Origin of the sequence: Enterococcus sp. DIV0176 (genome assembly GCF_050528535.1) — a bacterium.
Taxonomy (GTDB): Bacteria; Bacillota; Bacilli; order Lactobacillales; family Enterococcaceae; genus Enterococcus_B; species Enterococcus_B thailandicus.
This window is the reverse complement of sequence record NZ_CP172879.1, coordinates 1,915,013-1,933,327: the sequence shown is the minus strand read 5'-3', so window position 1 is coordinate 1,933,327 and position 18,315 is coordinate 1,915,013. Positions and strand designations below refer to the sequence as shown.

General features: G+C 36.8%; 15 protein-coding genes. 12 read left to right on the top strand and 3 right to left on the bottom strand.

Annotation, left to right across the window (positions count from 1 at the left end; genetic code table 11):
- Positions 1-7: 7 nt before the first annotated feature.
- Positions 8-1,528 (top strand): MFS transporter, encoded by a 1,521-nt coding sequence (locus IGJ66_RS08980; protein ID WP_067480416.1) that lies wholly within the window; start codon positions 8-10, stop codon positions 1,526-1,528.
- 84 nt (positions 1,529-1,612) lie between these two features.
- Here the strand turns inward: IGJ66_RS08980 and nrdG are convergent, their stop codons facing one another.
- Complete coding sequence (gene nrdG, locus IGJ66_RS08975) at positions 1,613-2,215, bottom strand: anaerobic ribonucleoside-triphosphate reductase activating protein (RefSeq protein ID WP_067480419.1); 603 nt, start codon at positions 2,213-2,215, stop codon at positions 1,613-1,615.
- Positions 2,216-2,360: 145 nt separating this feature from the next.
- Positions 2,361-4,544 (bottom strand): anaerobic ribonucleoside-triphosphate reductase, encoded by a 2,184-nt coding sequence (gene nrdD, locus IGJ66_RS08970; protein ID WP_067480422.1) that lies wholly within the window; start codon positions 4,542-4,544, stop codon positions 2,361-2,363.
- Between the two features lie 303 nt (positions 4,545-4,847).
- On the opposite strand from nrdD, the gene IGJ66_RS08965 reads away from it, so the two are divergent.
- From IGJ66_RS08965 to IGJ66_RS08915, 11 genes are all read left to right on the top strand, one after another.
- Positions 4,848-5,615, top strand: a complete 768-nt coding sequence (locus IGJ66_RS08965) for an ABC transporter ATP-binding protein (RefSeq protein ID WP_071868189.1) — start codon at positions 4,848-4,850, stop codon at positions 5,613-5,615.
- Positions 5,605-7,689 carry an ABC transporter permease gene (locus tag IGJ66_RS08960; protein WP_413124011.1) on the top strand — a complete coding sequence of 695 codons (2,085 nt, stop codon included), beginning with the start codon at positions 5,605-5,607 and terminating at the stop codon, positions 7,687-7,689. The genes IGJ66_RS08965 and IGJ66_RS08960 overlap by 11 nt, the downstream gene beginning before the upstream one ends.
- A 318-nt stretch (positions 7,690-8,007) precedes the next feature.
- Positions 8,008-8,157, top strand: coding sequence for a teichoic acid D-Ala incorporation-associated protein DltX (locus tag IGJ66_RS08955; protein WP_067480430.1), 150 nt, complete (start codon positions 8,008-8,010; stop codon positions 8,155-8,157).
- A 10-nt stretch (positions 8,158-8,167) separates the two neighbouring features.
- Positions 8,168-9,682: a D-alanine--poly(phosphoribitol) ligase subunit DltA gene (gene dltA, locus IGJ66_RS08950; protein WP_311798180.1), complete on the top strand. Its 1,515-nt coding sequence runs from the start codon at positions 8,168-8,170 to the stop codon at positions 9,680-9,682.
- Positions 9,679-10,884 (top strand): D-alanyl-lipoteichoic acid biosynthesis protein DltB, encoded by a 1,206-nt coding sequence (dltB, locus tag IGJ66_RS08945; protein ID WP_067480434.1) that lies wholly within the window; start codon positions 9,679-9,681, stop codon positions 10,882-10,884. Before dltA ends, dltB begins: the two co-directional genes overlap by 4 nt.
- A gap of 50 nt (positions 10,885-10,934) precedes the next feature.
- Positions 10,935-11,168, top strand: a complete 234-nt coding sequence (gene dltC, locus IGJ66_RS08940) for a D-alanine--poly(phosphoribitol) ligase subunit DltC (protein ID WP_067480435.1) — start codon at positions 10,935-10,937, stop codon at positions 11,166-11,168.
- 2 nt (positions 11,169-11,170) lie between these two features.
- Positions 11,171-12,430: a D-alanyl-lipoteichoic acid biosynthesis protein DltD gene (gene dltD, locus IGJ66_RS08935; protein WP_218657891.1), complete on the top strand. Its 1,260-nt coding sequence runs from the start codon at positions 11,171-11,173 to the stop codon at positions 12,428-12,430.
- Between the two features lie 264 nt (positions 12,431-12,694).
- Positions 12,695-13,774 (top strand): M42 family metallopeptidase, encoded by a 1,080-nt coding sequence (locus IGJ66_RS08930; RefSeq protein WP_067480439.1) that lies wholly within the window; start codon positions 12,695-12,697, stop codon positions 13,772-13,774.
- 3 nt (positions 13,775-13,777) lie between these two features.
- Positions 13,778-14,590: a DUF975 family protein gene (locus IGJ66_RS08925; RefSeq protein WP_067480442.1), complete on the top strand. Its 813-nt coding sequence runs from the start codon at positions 13,778-13,780 to the stop codon at positions 14,588-14,590.
- A 62-nt stretch (positions 14,591-14,652) separates the two neighbouring features.
- Entirely contained in the window at positions 14,653-15,393 is a 741-nt protein-coding gene (locus IGJ66_RS08920; protein WP_067480445.1) for an MBL fold metallo-hydrolase, read from the top strand.
- A 10-nt stretch (positions 15,394-15,403) separates the two neighbouring features.
- Positions 15,404-16,408, top strand: coding sequence for a lipoate--protein ligase (locus IGJ66_RS08915; protein WP_067480448.1), 1,005 nt, complete (start codon positions 15,404-15,406; stop codon positions 16,406-16,408).
- A 65-nt stretch (positions 16,409-16,473) separates the two neighbouring features.
- On the opposite strand, the gene IGJ66_RS08910 is transcribed toward IGJ66_RS08915, so the two are convergent.
- Positions 16,474-18,306 (bottom strand): hypothetical protein, encoded by a 1,833-nt coding sequence (locus IGJ66_RS08910; RefSeq protein WP_430616515.1) that lies wholly within the window; start codon positions 18,304-18,306, stop codon positions 16,474-16,476.
- Positions 18,307-18,315: the final 9 nt, after the last annotated feature.

The window sequence follows — 18,315 nt, the reverse complement described above, 5'->3', positions numbered from 1 at the left end:
AAGAGAAATGGACAAAAATAAGCAGTGGGTTTATCAACCGAAAAAAATTACAATTGGTCGAGGAGTTGCCTATGGATTAACTGATTTAATGGGTGGTGGTTGGAATAATATCGTTTCAGGTGTTATTTTCGCTTTCGTGTTGAGTCAAGGAATCAATCCAGCGTTTGCCGGAGCAATCACAGGGATTGGTCGGATCATTGACGCCATGTTTTCGTTATTTTTTGGTGCGATTACGGATGGCTTTTATCGGACAAAATTAGGTCAACGTTTCGGACGTCGTCATTTCTTTATTTTATTAGGCGGAATTTTGTTTACGATTCTCTTTCCGTTGTTCTGGGTTCAGGCAGATAGTTGGATCTATTATCTAGTTATTTATGTAGCAATCGAACTTGCAATTGCCATGATTTTGATTCCGTGGGAAACTTTACCAACAGAAATGACCGATGATTATAATCTGCGTACGATTTTATCTAGCTCGCGTATGTTTATTTCTGCAACGGGGACAGCACTTGTTTTCTTAGTATTAGCAGCGTTGCAGCATATGGAAAACCCAAATGCTTATCTGATTACGGGCATTATTTGGACGGTGATTTTTGTTGTTGCGATTTTTATTTCTTACCGAACAACGTGGGAACGTCCGTTAACGCCTGAATTTTTAGCAGAGTTAGAAAGTCAACCCAAATTATCTTTAGGCGAATTTATGAAGAAAACAGTCCAAGATTATTTTTCAACGTTCAAAAATCGAGCATTTCGTCAACATTTAGGTATTTACTTATTATCATTTACTGGGAAAGATTTTTATTCTACGTTGTTACCAACTTTTATTATTTGTTGTATTCATGGCGTAAAAGAGGATACACCGTGGACACTTCAAGCACTTTCCATTTTTGGAATCATTGCAACATTGGTGGCTGCACGCCTGATGTTAACTCGTGGTCCTCGTTACTTATTTATGCTAAGCTACGTTACGATTATTGTTACGATGGTTGGGTACCTCTTAACTTGGGCACTGCACGTCCAAAATGCTTTTTGGGTCTTAGTAATTATTTCCGTATTTTATCAATGTGCGCGTGCAATTTTAGAATTTACACCTTGGAATGTTTTTCCCTTTATTCCAGATGTTGACCGCATGATGACTCGAGGCGATCGTGCCGGAATTTATGCAGCAGTGATGACGTTCTTTAGAAAATCAACTGGTGCATTAGCTTCTTGGATTGCCGGGATTTTACTAGCAGCGATTGGTTTTGATTCAAAAACAATGACGAATTTTACGAATACCCCTCACCATATTCAAACGGGCATCGCCTTGATTTTCTTTATTGCACCCGTCGTTCTGATTTCTTGTGCTTTAGTGATGGCTCTGACGTTTAAATTGAATCGTGAAACGCATGAAGTGTTGAAACATGAAATTGATCGTTTGGAAGATGGTGGCTTGAAAGCAATGGTGACACCAGAAGCAAAAGATGTAGTAGAAGAATTAACCGGACATCCTTATCAAGAGGCGTGGCCAAAGCAACCGAATGTTTAAATAATAAATTTAAAATAGGAAAACAAACAACCAGCTACCAAAGTTGACTGAATAATCAACTCTGGTAGCTGGTTGTGCTTGTTGTCAAATCAAATCTTGTTTTTTGATTTGCTCGTATGTTTGAGTAGCGTCGAAGCATTTTTCCCAGATAACGACTTTATTTTGTGCTAAAGATTTTTGAACATCGACAATTCGTTGGTTGCTGCTTCCACGAAATTGTAGTTTCAAATCACGTTTGGAAAGATCAAAACGACCATCAACTAAGATATCGATTTCTGCTAGTAAAGCTAGCTTATCTTCGGAGTCTTGTAACAATTCATCAAAAGTATAACCAGTCCACGACCAGATGTCTTTAGTATGACCAAACTCTTGACGGATTCGACGAACAACTTGCAAACAAACATCTGTATTCAAAAAGGGCTCCCCACCAAGTAAGGTCAAACCTTGAACATAATCATGGCGAAGGTCTTCGATTACTTGTTCCTCTAGTTCTTGAGTGAATGGTTTTCCATAGCGGAAATTTTGAGCTGCTTTATTGAAACAACCTTCGCAAGCAAACAGGCAACCACTGACGTATAAGCTATTGCGGACACCTTCGCCATCGACAAAATTAAATGCTTTATAGTCAGCAATATAATTTTGACTATAATCTTCAGCTAACCATTCTTTTGGTTTTGGATTTCTCATCAAAACACTTCTTTCTATAGTATAAGTTCTTGCAGTTTAGCTACCAAAGTAATCTAAATTAGTGGAAAAGTGCTTATCAAAAAAGTTGTGACAAAAAGCAATTTGATTTTTATCACAACTTTCAGTTTTACAATCGGGTAATGGACTACTTCATGTGTTTTACACGAGAAGAAATTTCTTTATGACGTCCATGAACCATTGGGCGAGCTTGTGGATTACCTAAATAACCACAAGTACGTTTAACAACGTCACAAGTTTTTGGATCGTGGTTGCCACATTCAGGACATTCAAAACCACGTTCTGTTGGAGTGAAATCACCTTCAAAACCACATTCATAGCAGTGGTCGATTGGTGTATTTGTTCCAAGGTAACCAACTTTGTCGTAAGCATAGTCCCAAACAGCTTCCAATGCTTTTGGATTCTGTTGCAACATTGGATACTCACAATAGTGGATGAAACCACCAGAACAATATTGTGGGTAATCTTTTTCAAAATCAAGTTTTTCAAAAGGTGTTGGATTTTTACGAACATCGTAATGGAAACTGTTTGTATAGTATTCTTTGTCTGTAATGTTATCAATGATGCCAAACTTTTCAGTATCTAAACGACAGAAACGATCAGTTAAACTTTCACTTGGTGTTGAATATACACTAAAGTGATAGCCATATTCATCACCCCAATTATCTGCATTGGCTTTTAATTTTTTAAGAATAGCTAAGGTAAATTCTTTTGCTTCCGGATCTGATTCCCACTCACCACCATAAAAAGCAGAGGCGACTTCGTATAAACCAATATAACCAAGAGAGACAGTTGCCCGACGGTTTTTGAATAATTCATCAACGGCATCTGTACGTGACAGACGTTTGCCAAAAGCACCATACATATATAGAATAGGCGCATTCGCAGGAATAGCTTCTTTACAACGTTCTACACGATAAACAAGTGCGTCTTTCATGATTTCAAGACGGTCAGATAATAATTGCCAAAACTTTTCTTGATTTCCTTTTGCTTCAATTGCAATTCGAGGCAAGTTTAGTGTGACAACACCTAGATTCATGCGTCCTACATTGATTTCTGTTCCATTTTCGTCTTTCCAGCCTTGTAAAAATGAGCGACAACCCATTGGGACTTTGAAGCTACCAGTTAGTTCAACGATTTTATCGTAATTTAAAATATCTGGATACATCCGTTTAGTTGCACATTCCAAAGCTAATTCTTTGATATCATAGTTTGGATCAGTTGGAGCAAGATTCACGCCAGCTTTGAGGGTAAAAATAAGTTTTGGAAAAATAGCTGTCCGCTTTTCGCTTCCAAGTCCGTTGATTCGAATTTGTAGAATGGCTTTTTGAATTTCACGTTCAAACCAATTTTCACCAAGACCAAAGCCAAGAGAAGTAAAAGGTGTTTGTCCGTTAGAGGTAAACAGCGTATTGATTTCATATTCTAAACTTTGCATCGCATCAAAAATATCTTTTTTCGTTTTTGATTTGGCATAAGCTTCTTGTCGCTCAGTTGTTTCGACCCATTCTTTCGCATCTTTTAAATGTTTTTGGTAATTTAATTCAGCAAATGGGGCAAGTAATTCATCTGTACGGTCTGCCGAGCAGCCACCATATTGGCTAGAAGCTACGTTGGCGATGATTTGTGAGATTTGGGCAGTTGCTGTTTGAATTGATTTTGGTGATTCAACTTCAGCATTTCCAATTTTAAACCCATTATTTAACATGCCTTTAAAGTCGATCAAACAGCAATTAGTCATTGGTGTATATGGATGATAGTCCAAATCGTGATAATGGATATCGCCTTTTTGATGTGCATTGGCAATGTGAGGAGGTAACATCTTCAAGCCAATTGACTTACCAACGATTCCGGCAGTCAAATCACGTTGCGTGTTAAAAACATTGCTGTCTTTGTTCGCATTTTCATTGACGACTGTTTGATCCTTGTTAATCAATTTTTCGATGGAAAAGTTAATATCAGTTGCTTTGCTACGTTCAAAATCACGGCGTGTCCGATAATTGATATATTCTTCAGCAAGTTCATATTCATTTTTTTCAAGTAGAATGTGTTCAACGATATTTTGAACTTCATAGATTTTAACATTTTCAACAAAACGACTATTGATTTCAGTAACGACTAAATCAACGATTGTCTGAATACGTTCATAGGCAAGTGGAGATAAAGAGCCATGAACTTTCTTTTCAGCTTTCACTAGTGCTTCATTAATTTTTTGTTCATCAAAGTCGACGTGACGACCATCACGTTTGATGATTTTGATTGTTGATGCTTGTACTTCATTGGCTGGAATTTCTTTATAGTTTACCTTCATCTTCTCAACTCCTACTAAATTGTTCTTGTCTATCATAAAACAAATTAGTGAAACGGGCAACTATATGTAGTGGGTTTGTCGATGTATAAATAAGTGAATATACCATATATGGTGTATATTTCCTTGTGAAAAAAAGTGAAAACGTGAAAGTACAGGATTTATAAAATGAATAAAAAAAATTAAAAAAATAAAAAAACATTTTTTTTGCTCCAAGTGACAAAAACTAAAGAGAAAAAAACAAAAGACTATGCTACGATGCAAGTATAATAAAAGTAGTGAGGAATATTTTAGGAGGGCAAACACATGGAACGAATGATTGAGGTGAAACATCTCAGTAAAATTTATGGAAATAAATTAGCACCCGTCAAAGTACTAGACAATCTTTCTTTCACTGTGGACGAAGGAGAATTCGTAGGAATCATGGGTCCAAGTGGTGCAGGGAAAACAACTTTGATGAATATTTTATCGACGATCAGTTTGCCAACTATGGGAAGTGTCACGATTGAAGGAAAAGAAATCACTAAAATGAAGAGTAGTCAGCTTAGTGATTTTAGACGAAAGCAATTAGGCTTTATTTTTCAGGAATTTAATTTAGTAGATACCTTGAATGCAAAAGATAATATTTTGTTGCCTTTAGCAGTGGAACGAATACCGAAAGAAGAAATGGAGCGTCGTGTCTTACATGTGGCACAGCTACTCGATATTGAAGAAATCATGAAACGCTACCCAGATGAATTATCGGTTGGACAACGCCAGCGAATTGCGGCGGCGCGTGCCTTGGTTGTTCATCCAAAAGTTATTTTTGCAGATGAACCAACAGGATCTCTTGATTCAAAATCAGCAACAGAATTATTAAATTATTTAACGTTGATGAATCAAAAAGAAAAAGCAACTGTTTTGATGGTGACCCATGATCCTTACACCGCAAGTTATTGTAATCGCATTTTATTTATCAAAGACGGTGTGATTTTTTCTGAAGTTGTTCGTCGTGGCTCGCGAAGTGAATTTTTTGAAAAAGTGATCGATATGCAAGCGACAATCGGGGGAGGTGGCAAAATCAATGCTTTATAAGTTGGCTGCCAGAAGTTTACTTAGACAGTCGCGAGGGTACTTGATTTATTTTTTTAGTCTGACCTTTTCAGTTATGATTTATTATTCCTTCAATTCGATGACGTACGATCAATCGTTAGTTCGCCGTGCCAGTCAAGATGGTTCTATTGATGGTGCGCTCGGTTTTGGAACGTTCATGATTACCTTGGTATTACTGTTTTTTGTTTTTAGTGCGAATCGTTTTTTTCTAAACCGTCGTGAAAAAGAAATCGGTATCTATCAATTGTTTGGTGTAAGTAAGTTTCAGATTTCTTCTATCTATCTGATTGAAACGATGGTGATTGGCTTATTTTCTTGTATAACAGGAATTCTGTTAGGAATTATTTTTTCAAAACTCTTTCAAATGATTTTAGTCCGAATGATGCGAATGCAAATTACTAGTCCATTTTTTGTCTCTTGGTCGTCCATTGTCGATACGTTGGTTGCATTTTTTCTAATTATTTTGATTGTGTCGGTACACTCGACTTGGAAGATTTGGCGTTACCCGATGATTCAAAGCTTTGGTAATACAGAGCGAGTGGTTAGTAAAAAAATGCGTTTGCGAACCAGACATCGTTTGTTGGGTATTATCGGCTTATTTCTGCTGACAAGTGGTTATTTTGGGGCAATTCATTTTCGAGAGTACTTGACTTGGTTAGTTGAAAATGGTGCTCAATTTGGGTTGATTTTTAGTTATCCCTTCTTGATTTTTATCCTATGTGTGATTGGCACGTATCTGTTTTTCTGTTTTTCTTTACGCTTCTTGCTCAATAGTTTTAGTAAATGGAAAGTTAGTTACCGTGGAATTAATCTGTTGATGATTGGCAATACTCAGATCCATCTGATGAAAGGCTGGCGAACAAGTTCCTTGATTACGTTGATCTTAGGTGTTTCTTTAGCTACGATTGGTGGGGTGACTTCCTTATCTACCTTATTGACGCATACAACGGATATTGAAAACGCAACGGATTATCAATTAGATGCCCAAACAGCTGAGTTTATTGCACCGATTTTAGCTAAAGAAAAGCAAAAAATTACACAAGAAATGATATTGAACTATAAAGTAGTTGGAAGTGTACATGATTTTCGTCTTGGACAAGTAGAAGATGGGCAAGAGTTTCAACTGGTGAATTTAATTACAGAGAAAGAATATCAAGACTTCAGAAAAATGAATCCTCGATTGCCAAAAATTCGATTGAAGTCGGATAAGCACACGGTATTGTTGGATGAAGTCCAGTCATTAGTGAGAAATATTTCGATTTATGGAAAGGGAATCTACCTGCCGAATCAAACAGCTTTGAAAATTCAATCCATCCATCCTGATGTCTTAGGTGAGAGCGCGATGCGTTACAGTGGCCCAACATTGATTGTCAGTGAGAAAATTTATCACGCAACACCAGGAGCGGCGTATCAAGTTGTTCATTGGAATGTAACTGGTGGAAATAATGAAGCTATTAATGAGATTTTGGATCGAAAAGTTGAAATCAACTGGAATCATTCTGTTGCGTATCAATATGAAATCAATCAGCAGCAATTGACTGGGAAAATCGTTGCAAAAGTTACAGAAGACGATGAGGCATTTGAAGATAGTTCAACGGAAGATTTTGCTGATACGAGTAAAGAAACAGGGCAGTCCGCACGCTTGAATTTTACAGCAAGGTACCCACAGATGCGTTCGGTTTATCGCCAAACGGGAAGTTACACGTTTGTTTCGTTATTCGTTGGGATGATTGTTGTCATTACGACGGGTAGTATCTTAATGGTACGGCAGTTAGCAGAAGCAGAAGAAGAAAAAGGAAATTATCATTTACTTACGAAACTAGGTATCCCACAAAGAAGAGTAAGTTTGATGATTTATGGGCAAAATGCGATTACCTTTTTCCCGTCAATGATTTTAGGTATTTTGCATGCCGTTTTTGCAATTAATGTCTTTGCTCAATACATTAAGACTGCTGATTACTGGCTTGCATACTTAGTCTGTGGACTACTTGTGGTTGTCTATGTGCTGCTTTATGTGATTACTTGTCGTTGGTACTATCGAATTATCAAAGAATAAATAAAATGAAACCCACAACACTTTTATCGATGGACAGTCGATAGGAGTGTTGTTTTTTTGTACGTTGAATAGGAGAAAGTGAAGGAGTAATGCTTGCAGGGAGAATTACTAAAAATAGGTTGGAAAAAAGTTTAAATTTTTTTGAAGGAATTAGAAAAATTTCTGTTAATTTTTATTTTTATTTTTTGACATAATCCTTATTTCTCAACCTTGTGACAAAAGTGTTAGCCTGAAATCGCTTATCGTAAGCTAGATAGATGTCCCCTTAGACGAAAAATCGTTAAAATTTCTGTAGAAGTTTGATATGGAGGTGTTTTGATGAAGAAATGGTGGGCACAACCTCAAGTTAATTATTGGGGAAAATTTTTCATTCGCACCCTTTTTTATAGTTTGATATTCCTTGCGCTGATTTATTTGTATCACTATAAAAATATCCAGGGAGGATCCTTTATCTACAATGAGTTTTAGGAGGGACATCATGAAATTTAGCACAATCATTGAAGCAATCGATCGCTGGGGCGTAACTGAGCCAGAACGCGTGGCTTACCGCACGGCGAACGAAGAGTACACATATGGAAAATTGAAAGCAGCATCTGATGCTTTTGCCTATTATTTAGAATCAAATGTAGACGATAAAAAGCCAATCGTCGTATTTGGTAATTTAGAATTTGAAATGCTGGTTGCTTTTTTAGGAGCTGTCAAAGCGGGACACGCCTATTTGCCAATTGAAGAACAGACACCGCAAGAACGAATCGAAGCCATTTTAACGGTGGCGCAGCCAACCTTGATTGTGGGAGTGGGCGAATGGCCAGAAGCATTGAATCAACAAACAGTTTTAACAAAAAAAGAATTCGTTTCTATTTTTGAAGAGAAAGTTTCATTTCAGCCTAGTCATCCAGTAAACATGACGGAAAACTTTTATATTATTTTTACTTCGGGAACAACAGGACAACCAAAGGGCGTTCAAATTAGTCACGACAACTTAAAAAGTTTTGTGGAATGGACATTAACAGATTTTACTATCCATCCCGGCATGCGTTTTTTAGCACAGGCACCTTTTTCATTTGACTTATCGGTCTTCTCTATTTATCCAGCATTGGTTTCTGGCGGAATACTTGTTCCATTAGCAAAAGCAGTTATTCAAGATTTCAAGCAATTATTTCAGACTTTGCCACAGTTAAAATTGGAAACATGGGTTTCGACACCGTCCTTTATGGATATTTGTTTGATGGAACCAAACTTTAATGAACAGCATGTTCCTGAACTCGAACAATTTATTTTTTGTGGAGAAGAACTGACGAAAAAAACAGCACAAGAATTATTGAAACGATTTCCCAATGCGGCAATTTACAATACTTATGGTCCAACTGAAGCTACAGTTGCAATTTCTAGTGTTCAAGTTACGCAAGCTGTGTTAGATGCGTATGAACGAATTCCAATTGGTAAAGTGAAATCAGATACAAAAGTAACAATCTTTGCGGAAAATCAGCCTTGTGTAGCCGGTGAAACAGGCGAAATCATTATTTCAGGACCAAGTGTTTCAAAAGGTTATTTGAATAACCCGGAAAAAACGGAAGCAGCATTCTTTGATTATGAAAATCAGGCAAGCTACCGAACAGGTGATGCCGGAAGCTTGACTACAGATGGCATGCTTTTGTATGAAGGTCGTTTGGATTTTCAAGTCAAGTTACATGGTTATCGAATTGAGCTTGGCGACATCGAACATTATTTAGGGATGAATCCAAATGTTAAACAAGCAGTAGTGGTACCTAAATATCAAGGAGTGAAAGTTCAGCAATTGGTTGCGTTTATTGTCTTAGAACAAAAGGTCGAACCATCGTTTCAGTTAACGAAAGCAATTAAACAAGAGCTAGGACAATCAGTGATGGAGTACATGATTCCACAAAGAATCAACTATCTTGATCAATTACCACAAACACCAAACGATAAAATTGATCGTAAGAAATTACTGGCTGAGGTGAATCCAACATGACGATTCCTCATATGATTCCTTATGCGCAACCCTTGTACTTTCTGCTATTGTTGGTTGCGTTAGCACCTATCGTTTTTTCCTTACTCGTACGGAACAAGCGATTACCGATTTATCAGGCAATCGTCACTGTCTTTTTCTTATTCATTAGTTTTGGTGGGGCAGACTGGAAACAAGGAGTTGCTTTAATTGGCTATGTTATCTGGCAGGTAATCTTAGTTTGGCTTTATTTCAGTTATCGCCAGAGAAAGAACGAAACAGTTTGGTTTTACTTGGCAGTATTTTTGGCGATTGCACCTTTGACAATCACCAAGATTATGCCATTACTAACAGATAAGCCAATTTCATTCATCGGATTTCTAGGTATCTCATATCTGACCTTTAAATCCGTTCAGATGATTATGGAGATTCGCGATGGCATGATCAAAGCATATCATCCATTGCGATATATCCAATTTTTACTCTTTTTCCCAACCATTTCATCGGGCCCAATCGACCGCTATCGTCGTTTTGAAAAGGATGAGTTGCAGCCGCCAAGTGCTGAGAAATATGTTGAGTTATTGGGAAAAGGTGTCCAAAATATTTTTGTTGGTTTTCTTTACAAATTTATTATTGGGTATTATCTAGGGCAAGTTCTAGAACCAGCTTTGAAACATATGGTGGTTCATAATGGTGGCATTTCGTGGGCATTACTTGGTTATATGTATGTCTATAGTTTGTATCTATTCTTTGACTTTGCTGGCTATAGTTTGTTTGCGATTGGCACGAGCTATCTCATGGGTTATGAGACACCAATCAATTTTAACAAACCGTTTTTATCTTGGAACATCAAAGAATTCTGGAATCGTTGGCACATGACGTTATCTTTTTGGTTTAGAGATTATATTTATATGCGCCTGATGTTTTTCTTGATGAAGAATAAAGTTTTTAAAAGCAAAATCGTTGCCTCTAATGTTGGCTACTTTGTGTTATTTCTAATCATGGGTGTCTGGCATGGGTTAACTTGGTTTTACATTGTTTACGGGATTTACCACGCAACTTTGATTTGTCTGACCGATGCGTGGATTCGTTTCAAACGCAAGCACAAAGGTCAGTTACCTGCAAATAAGTTGACACACGCATTTGCAGTTTTCTTAACATTTCAGGCAATCTGTTTTGGTTTATTGATCTTTTCAGGAATTTTAAATACCTTACTTTTTGCTTGATCTTTGATTCAACAAAAGAAAATTACATTTATTAAAAGGAGAGAATACACATGGGAGAACAAATTTTAACAATTTTAACAGAAATTACTGGAACGGATGAGGTTCGAAACAATCGCGATATGAACTTATTTGATGAAGGACTACTTGATTCACTTGCAACTGTTCAACTATTAGTAGAATTAGATGGCGAGTTAGGAATTCAAGTACCTGTTTCTGAATTTGAACGTGAAGAGTGGGCGACTCCAAATAAAATTATTGCACAAGCGGAAAACTTAAAGGATTAATGATGAAAAAGAAGCTTTTTGCCATATTTGGACCAGTTGTTTTGGCAATCGGATTATTAGTTTTCTTGTTTATTTCGCCCTATCGTGTGAATGTAAATGATCCAAAAGTTATTCATGAAGCAGCTAGTTCAATGTCTGGTAATTTGTTGAAGGGGGACGCTATCAAAAACGAAGCGTTAGCCGAAGAAAAATATGTGCCCTTCTTTGGTTCAAGTGAACTAAGTCGAATCAGCCCTTTCCACCCTAGTGTTTTAGCAAAAAAATATCAGCGTGACTACGAACCTTTTTTATTAGGGGCACCAGGTACCCAATCGTTTAGTCAATTTATGTTGATGCAATCTGCTGGAAGTCATTTGAAAGATAAGAAAGCAGTCTTTATTATTTCCCCTCAGTGGTTTGTTAAGAAGGGGGTAAGTAAAGATTACTTTAATATGTATTATTCAGAGTTACAAACATATGATTGGCTCTTTGGATTGAAAAAAGTGACATCAGCTGACCGCTATGTAGCTCGCCGATTGCTTAGCTTTCCTAAAGTAACAGAAAACCAAACGCTGACTGAGTTGCTCCAACAAATCAAAGCTGGTCGGTTGCCAACTGAGAAAAGTCGTAAGAAACTCTATCCAGCGTGGCAGTTATTGAAAAGAGAAGATGAATTATTTAGTCAGATTGGGCTAGTTGGGAAGCAAAAACGAATTGATCATGCAACTGGACAATTACCAGAAGTTTATCAAGATACACAATTGAAAAAACTAGCAAATAAAATTGGTGAAAAATCGACGAATAATAATCCATATGGACTAAAAAATGAATTTTATACGCATCGCGTACGTCCAGAAATTGAAAAATTAAAGCAGTCACAGACAAACTGGGACTATCGTTGCTCACCAGAGTTTTCAGATTTTCAGTTAGTTTTGGAACAATTTGCTAAACAAAAAATGCAAGTGATGTTCATCATTCCACCAGTGAATGAAAAATGGAGTGATTACACTGGATTGTCTCAAGAGATGTTGCAACAATTTGCGAAAAAAGTGAAATTCCAATTAACCAGTCAAGGCTTTGAACAAGTTGTTGATCTAACAAATCAAGCAAATACACCCTATTTTATGGAAGACACAATTCATTTAGGTTGGCAAGGTTGGTTAGCCGCCGATCAAAAAATTGCACCTTTTTTAGCAGAAAAGCAAGCACCTGTTCATTACAAGTTGGATAATGCTTTTTATAGTAAAGAGTGGCAACAAAAAGAGCCAGATAAGTTAAATTAACGATTAAGTAGGTCGAAAGTTACGGCAACAAGCAAGCCATACGGGATTTTCCCTAAAAATAGCCACTCGTATTTGTAGAGGAAAAAGATTGATTGCCCAAGTGGCTGCTTGGGGAATACCATTTATTCTGAAAAAAAGAGGTATGACACGAATTTTGTCATACCTCTTTTTCTTTTTTTCATGATTTTCTTGAAAACCTTTTTCTCCATTCTTGCAGAGAAATGGTATAATTTAGTTTACTAAATAAGAAAAGAGGGAACGAGTTTGGACAAAAAGGAAGAAGAATTATTAATCAAATTAACATCTGCTAAAGGTGTACCTGGAAATGAAGAAGAAGTGCGCGAAGTTTTCAAAGAGTATGCGCAATCATTTGCGGATGATATTTTCTTTGATGGGTTAGGAAGCGTCATTGCAAAGCATGGTGCTGGCGGCGGACCAAAAGTTTTTATTTCTGGTCACATGGATGAAGTCGGTTTCATGGTTACAAAAATTACAGAAAAAGGTTTCTTAGAATTTCAAACACTTGGTGGCTGGTGGGGACAAGTAATGCTTGCACAACAAGTTGAAATCAAAACACAAGCGGGGGATGTGATCCATGGTGTGATTGGTTCAAAACCGCCTCACGTTTTAACGCCCGCAGTTAGAAATAAACCATATGATATCAAGGACATGTTTATTGATATTGGTGCAACGAGTGACAAGGAAGCTAAAGAGTGGGGCATTCGACCTGGAGATATGGTTACGCCTTATATTGAATATAAACGATTAAATGGTGGTAAATTTTTATTAGCCAAAGCTTGGGACAATCGAATTGGAACAGCCGTTTCTTTACGAGTTTTAGAAAACTTAGCCAAAGAAGGTCATCCGAATGTTTTATTTGCAGGTAGTGATGTTCAAGAAGAAGTTGGCTTACGTGGTGCACGAACAAGTACCCATTTGGTAAATCCAGATATTGCTTTTGCATTAGACACGGGAACAGCCGGTGATACACCAGGAATGACACCAAAAGAAGCAGATTCTGTTTTAGGAAAAGGTCCACAAATCTTGATTTTTGACGCTTCAATGATTCCGCATAAAAAATTATTGAACTTTGTGATTGATGTAGCAGAAGAACTGGAGATTCCTTTCCAATATACAGTCATTACTGGTGGAGGAACAGATGCAGGTCAAATGCATTTAACAAGAGATGGTGTTCCTTCAGTTGCAATCACTGTTCCGGTTCGTTACTTACATTCACATACATCGGTTATTCATGAAGATGACTATTTAAATACAGTCAAATTGGTGACGGAGTTAGTAAAACGTCTAGACCATGAAACTGTTGAAAAGATTCGGAGCTATTAATTGATGAATAAGACGGTAAGCATTTCAGATTATCGTGCGCAGGCGCGTACGGCGTTAAAGGAACAGTGGGGTATTAATGCTGGGTTAATCTTTTTAGCTGGCTTGATCTCAGGCATCATTGAGATGATTTTTGGAAATATGACCTCTTTTGCTCCAGATAGCACGCAAGAAAATATTCTCAACTTTTTGCTAGATAACTTTTTACTATTTGCATTTACTTATTCGCTAGTGTACATTGCTTTATTTGTGATGCGTGGTGGGAAGGCAAAAATGAATCTATTGCTAGTTGTTTTTCAAAAGGAATATTTTGTGCCATTATTGCTGATCCATTTGTTGAACACTGTAGTGAATTGGTTGATTAATTCATTGGTGTTTTTACCAGCAATCTTGATGTCTGGTGTTCGTTCATATGCCAGTTTGATTTTAAATTCATCTGGGACAGTGGCTGTCAGTGTGAGCGAGGGTGGTTTTCTTGATTTTGGTGTCATTTTTGGCATGTTATTGTTACTTTTTATCTCAGTTATCTTGATGAACATTGTGGGTGGTTTATTTCAGTTTGCTGTTTGGGCAAAGTTTGATTATCCAGAATTAACCGTAATGCAGGCACTTCGCTATGCTTGGTATTTGATGAAAGATCGTTGGTTCACTTATATTTTATTGCAGTTGTCATTTGTTGGCTGGTACATTTTAGGAGCGTTGGCTTTAGTCTTTGGTTTATTATGGGTTATTGCATATGTTAACGTGACTGCCGCTGGATTTTACGACCATGCAAGGAATGAAAAAGGCGCACCTGCAGAATATTTTGCACAAGTGTAAGCAGTTTATTCATCGAAAAGATTACTTTTGTGGTAGGATAAGTTTTTGAGGAGGAATGTACGATGAAATTAACGGTTTTAGGCTGTTTAGGTGCCTATCCTTATCAAAATCAAGGAACAACCGGTTATTTATTACAATCTGACAAGTTTCATTTACTAATTGATGCGGGAAGTGCAACGTTAGTTAAACTGGAGGAACATCTTGAACCACTGGATTTGGATGCGGTGATTTTGAGTCACTATCACCATGACCATATTGCGGATTTAGGTGTGTTGCAGTACTATTGGCAACTTCATCCTGAAAAAGACCCAGAGGCAGTATTACCGATTTATGGTCATACGGAAGATGCTTTTCATTTTGCTGAATTAAGTATGCCCGGTGTCTCAGAAGGAATTGCTTATTATGAACCAGAAGAACTAAAAGTGGGGCCGTTTCTCATTACTTTTATGAAGACGATCCATCCAGTTCCTTGCTATGCGATGCGAATCGTAGAAGAAGCTACTGGAAAAGTATTTGTGTTCACTGGTGACTCTGGTTATCTGGAAAGTTTTATTCCGTTTGCACGAGAAGCCGATTTATTTTTAGCAGACACTTATTTATTTGAAGGAAATGAACGCCATCGTGCGCATTTTACGTCAAAAGAGTCTGGTGAGTTGGCACAAGCTGCACAGGTGAAAAAACTTGTTTTGACGCATTTACCTCAATTTGGTGATTTGGAACAACTAAGAAACGAAGCACAAAAAGCTGCTGGTCCAGATGTGATTGTTGAATTGGCAGCTGTCGATAAAGTATTTGAAATCTAGGAGGACGACCATGATTTTTGTACCGAATGAAAACCACGACCCAAGAGTAAATTTAGCAATTGAACAATTTTTATTACAAGAAATGCCTTTAGATGAACCTATTCTACTTTTTTATATCAATGAGCCTTCGATTATTATCGGACGTAATCAAAATACGATTGAAGAAATCAATCGTGACTATGTTGAAGAGCAAGGAATCCATGTGGTTCGCCGACTAAGTGGTGGCGGAGCTGTCTATCACGATCTTGGTAATTTGAATTTCAGTTTTATCATGCCTGATGATGGAAATTCTTTCCGTGATTTTGCAAAAGTTACACAACCAATTATTCAAGCACTTCATGAATTAGGTGTTACAGGTGCCGAGTTAAAAGGTCGAAATGACTTAGTAATTGATGGAATGAAGTTTTCTGGGAATGCAATGTATGCGACAAGTGGCAGAATGTTTGCCCATGGGACAATCATGTTCGATTCCGATATCAATGAAGTTGTTAATGCTTTGAAGGTGAAAAAAGACAAGATTGAATCAAAAGGGATCAAGTCTATTCGTTCACGTGTGACAAATATCAAACCATTCTTGCCAGAAGATAAACAAGAGATGACAACGGAAGAGTTTCGTCAAGAAATCTTATTAAAAATCTTTGGTGTAGAATCAGAGGCTGATATTAAAGAATATCAATTAACTGAAGCTGATTGGGAAAAAATCAATCAAATTTCTGAAGATTATTACAGAAATTGGAATTGGAATTATGGAAAATCACCTGATTTCAATTTTTCTCGTCAAAAACGTTTTCCAATTGGCTCGATTGAAGTTCATTTAGATGTTGCTGATGGATTGATCGACGATGCAAAAATTTATGGTGATTTCTTTGGTTTAGGAAATATCGCTGATGTTGAACAAGCGTTGATTGGTCAAAAATATGAAAAAGCTTCATTAGAGAAAACGGTCGATACAATCGACGTTAAAAAATACTTTGGTGCAATCGAGTCGGAAGACTTACTGTCATTACTTTATTAAAAAGAGTGACCGATTAGTAACCAAAAAAGCTTCCGGGAAATTTTTCCGGAAGCTTTTTTATTTTTTTAAATGCGAGAAAGTTGAATCGTAACACGATCAAAAATTTCATCTTTTTCTTGAGTTAATTTACCAGAATACTTATCAGTGACAAGCTTTATCATCATTAAATCAAAGTGTTCTTGACTATCTAATTCGGTCGTTATTCCACGGTCAAAAATATTTGTATCATAATGTGCATTGTGTTCACAATGAATAATGAAATCATCATCACTGACACGCATTGAAAGGAAAATTTTTCGCTGTAATGGGTTTTCAATTGCATGTGATTCTCTGAAAGAATGTTCCAAGATATGAATCAATAATTGGGTCAAGTCGTCATCGTGAACAAATAACGTTCCTGGAAGGTCGGCATTAAAATGAATTTCAATACTTTGCTTATTCGCAATTTCTTGATAACGTGCCAAAATCAAATTTGTCAATGAATGACCAGATAAAGAAGTCATAAGCTCAAAATTTTGTGCTTCATCAAGAAGTTCATTCAGATAGTTTTCTGCTTGTTCTGGTTGACTAGTTTGCAACATTGCTTGAATTGTTGTCATTCGATCTAAAAAGTCTAAACGAAGTGTGCTGATTTCCTTCATATGTGCACGTAAGGATTCATAATGCGCCTCAAGCAGCTCAGTTTTAGTTTTTAAAAAATTAGCTTCTCGAATATTTTGATCTACGGCATGGATATGTTCAGAAATACTATAAATGACAATTACTAGCAAAATAATCATATAAAGAATAGTTGACCAGTTGAGTGTGCTAGCGTAATTTCCTAGGGTGCTTTGGATAAACAAGTAGCAGTGGCTAATTGCAATCAGAATGATCCAAGGCGTACAGGAAACGAAAAAACGATTTCCATGATAGGCTTCACCAATACAGGCAAGGGAAGTCACCAGTGTACTGAAAACTCGAATGATACTAATCAATTGCATCATTTCAGGAAGCTCTTCTGGTGTGAAAAGAGCATATAAAATGGGTAAGCAAGATAAGAAAACTTGAATAAGACACCAGATTCCAAAAAGCCGTCGATAACGTTCCATGCGTAACGCATAATAAGAAATTAGGAACAATGCACTTAAAACGGTAAAAAGATGCGACAGAGTAGAATGAACGATTGGATCAAATAACAATCCACTCAAAATATCTTCAGACATTGCGCTAAAGCCGACGATTAATGCAAAACAGCTTAAAAAAATCAATGAGAGATCCAGCCGCTGTTGTTTATACATAATATAGATTGCCATAATCAATGTTCCAACCGCTAATAGAATTGCGATAATCATAGTCAGAAACTGTGGTACTGATTTAGAGAAGATAAACGTGACCATTGAAGAGGCAGTACCAATATAAACTTTTGGTGGGATCCCCGCAAAATTTATGTAAGGAGAGGCAACTTCAATTGATAATTTTTTTCCAACATAATTGTCAGGTAAATCAATGACTGCTAGTGATAACCCAGGATTTTTGGTATTTGCGTCACCTGTTCGTTCGTAAAGAATTTGTTGATCTAATCGAACTTTGATCCATTGATGATTTCCTTTCAACAAGATACTGGCTTGGTCAAGCTTTTTTGTTAAAGTGGTTTCCATCACGAAAGTTTCATTTTTTGAAACTTGGGGCACTTTTTCTAAATACTCACTGTTGTAGCGAGTCTCAGGATCATCCTTTGAATAAAAATCCCAAGCTTGTTGAATTTCTTTTGTTTCATCACTATCGACTGGAGAAAGGATAAAATAGAAGAAATAGCTAATGCCAAATAAAAATAACAAGGATAATGTTATTATAGAAAACCATTTCATTTTTGTTGAAAAAAAATCTTTTTTATTATGTGTGTTATTTAAAGGAGTCATATGTAACGG

Coding starts and splice junctions, on each gene's coding strand:
- IGJ66_RS08980 (WP_067480416.1), top strand. CDS start 8: ATGGACAAAAATAAGCAGTGGGTTTATCAACCGAAAAAAATTACAATT.
- nrdG (WP_067480419.1), bottom strand. CDS start 2,215: ATGAGAAATCCAAAACCAAAAGAATGGTTAGCTGAAGATTATAGTCAA.
- nrdD (WP_067480422.1), bottom strand. CDS start 4,544: ATGAAGGTAAACTATAAAGAAATTCCAGCCAATGAAGTACAAGCATCA.
- IGJ66_RS08965 (WP_071868189.1), top strand. CDS start 4,848: ATGGAACGAATGATTGAGGTGAAACATCTCAGTAAAATTTATGGAAAT.
- IGJ66_RS08960 (WP_413124011.1), top strand. CDS start 5,605: ATGCTTTATAAGTTGGCTGCCAGAAGTTTACTTAGACAGTCGCGAGGG.
- IGJ66_RS08955 (WP_067480430.1), top strand. CDS start 8,008: ATGAAGAAATGGTGGGCACAACCTCAAGTTAATTATTGGGGAAAATTT.
- dltA (WP_311798180.1), top strand. CDS start 8,168: ATGAAATTTAGCACAATCATTGAAGCAATCGATCGCTGGGGCGTAACT.
- dltB (WP_067480434.1), top strand. CDS start 9,679: ATGACGATTCCTCATATGATTCCTTATGCGCAACCCTTGTACTTTCTG.
- dltC (WP_067480435.1), top strand. CDS start 10,935: ATGGGAGAACAAATTTTAACAATTTTAACAGAAATTACTGGAACGGAT.
- dltD (WP_218657891.1), top strand. CDS start 11,171: ATGAAAAAGAAGCTTTTTGCCATATTTGGACCAGTTGTTTTGGCAATC.
- IGJ66_RS08925 (WP_067480442.1), top strand. CDS start 13,778: ATGAATAAGACGGTAAGCATTTCAGATTATCGTGCGCAGGCGCGTACG.
- IGJ66_RS08920 (WP_067480445.1), top strand. CDS start 14,653: ATGAAATTAACGGTTTTAGGCTGTTTAGGTGCCTATCCTTATCAAAAT.
- IGJ66_RS08915 (WP_067480448.1), top strand. CDS start 15,404: ATGATTTTTGTACCGAATGAAAACCACGACCCAAGAGTAAATTTAGCA.
- IGJ66_RS08910 (WP_430616515.1), bottom strand. CDS start 18,306: ATGACTCCTTTAAATAACACACATAATAAAAAAGATTTTTTTTCAACA.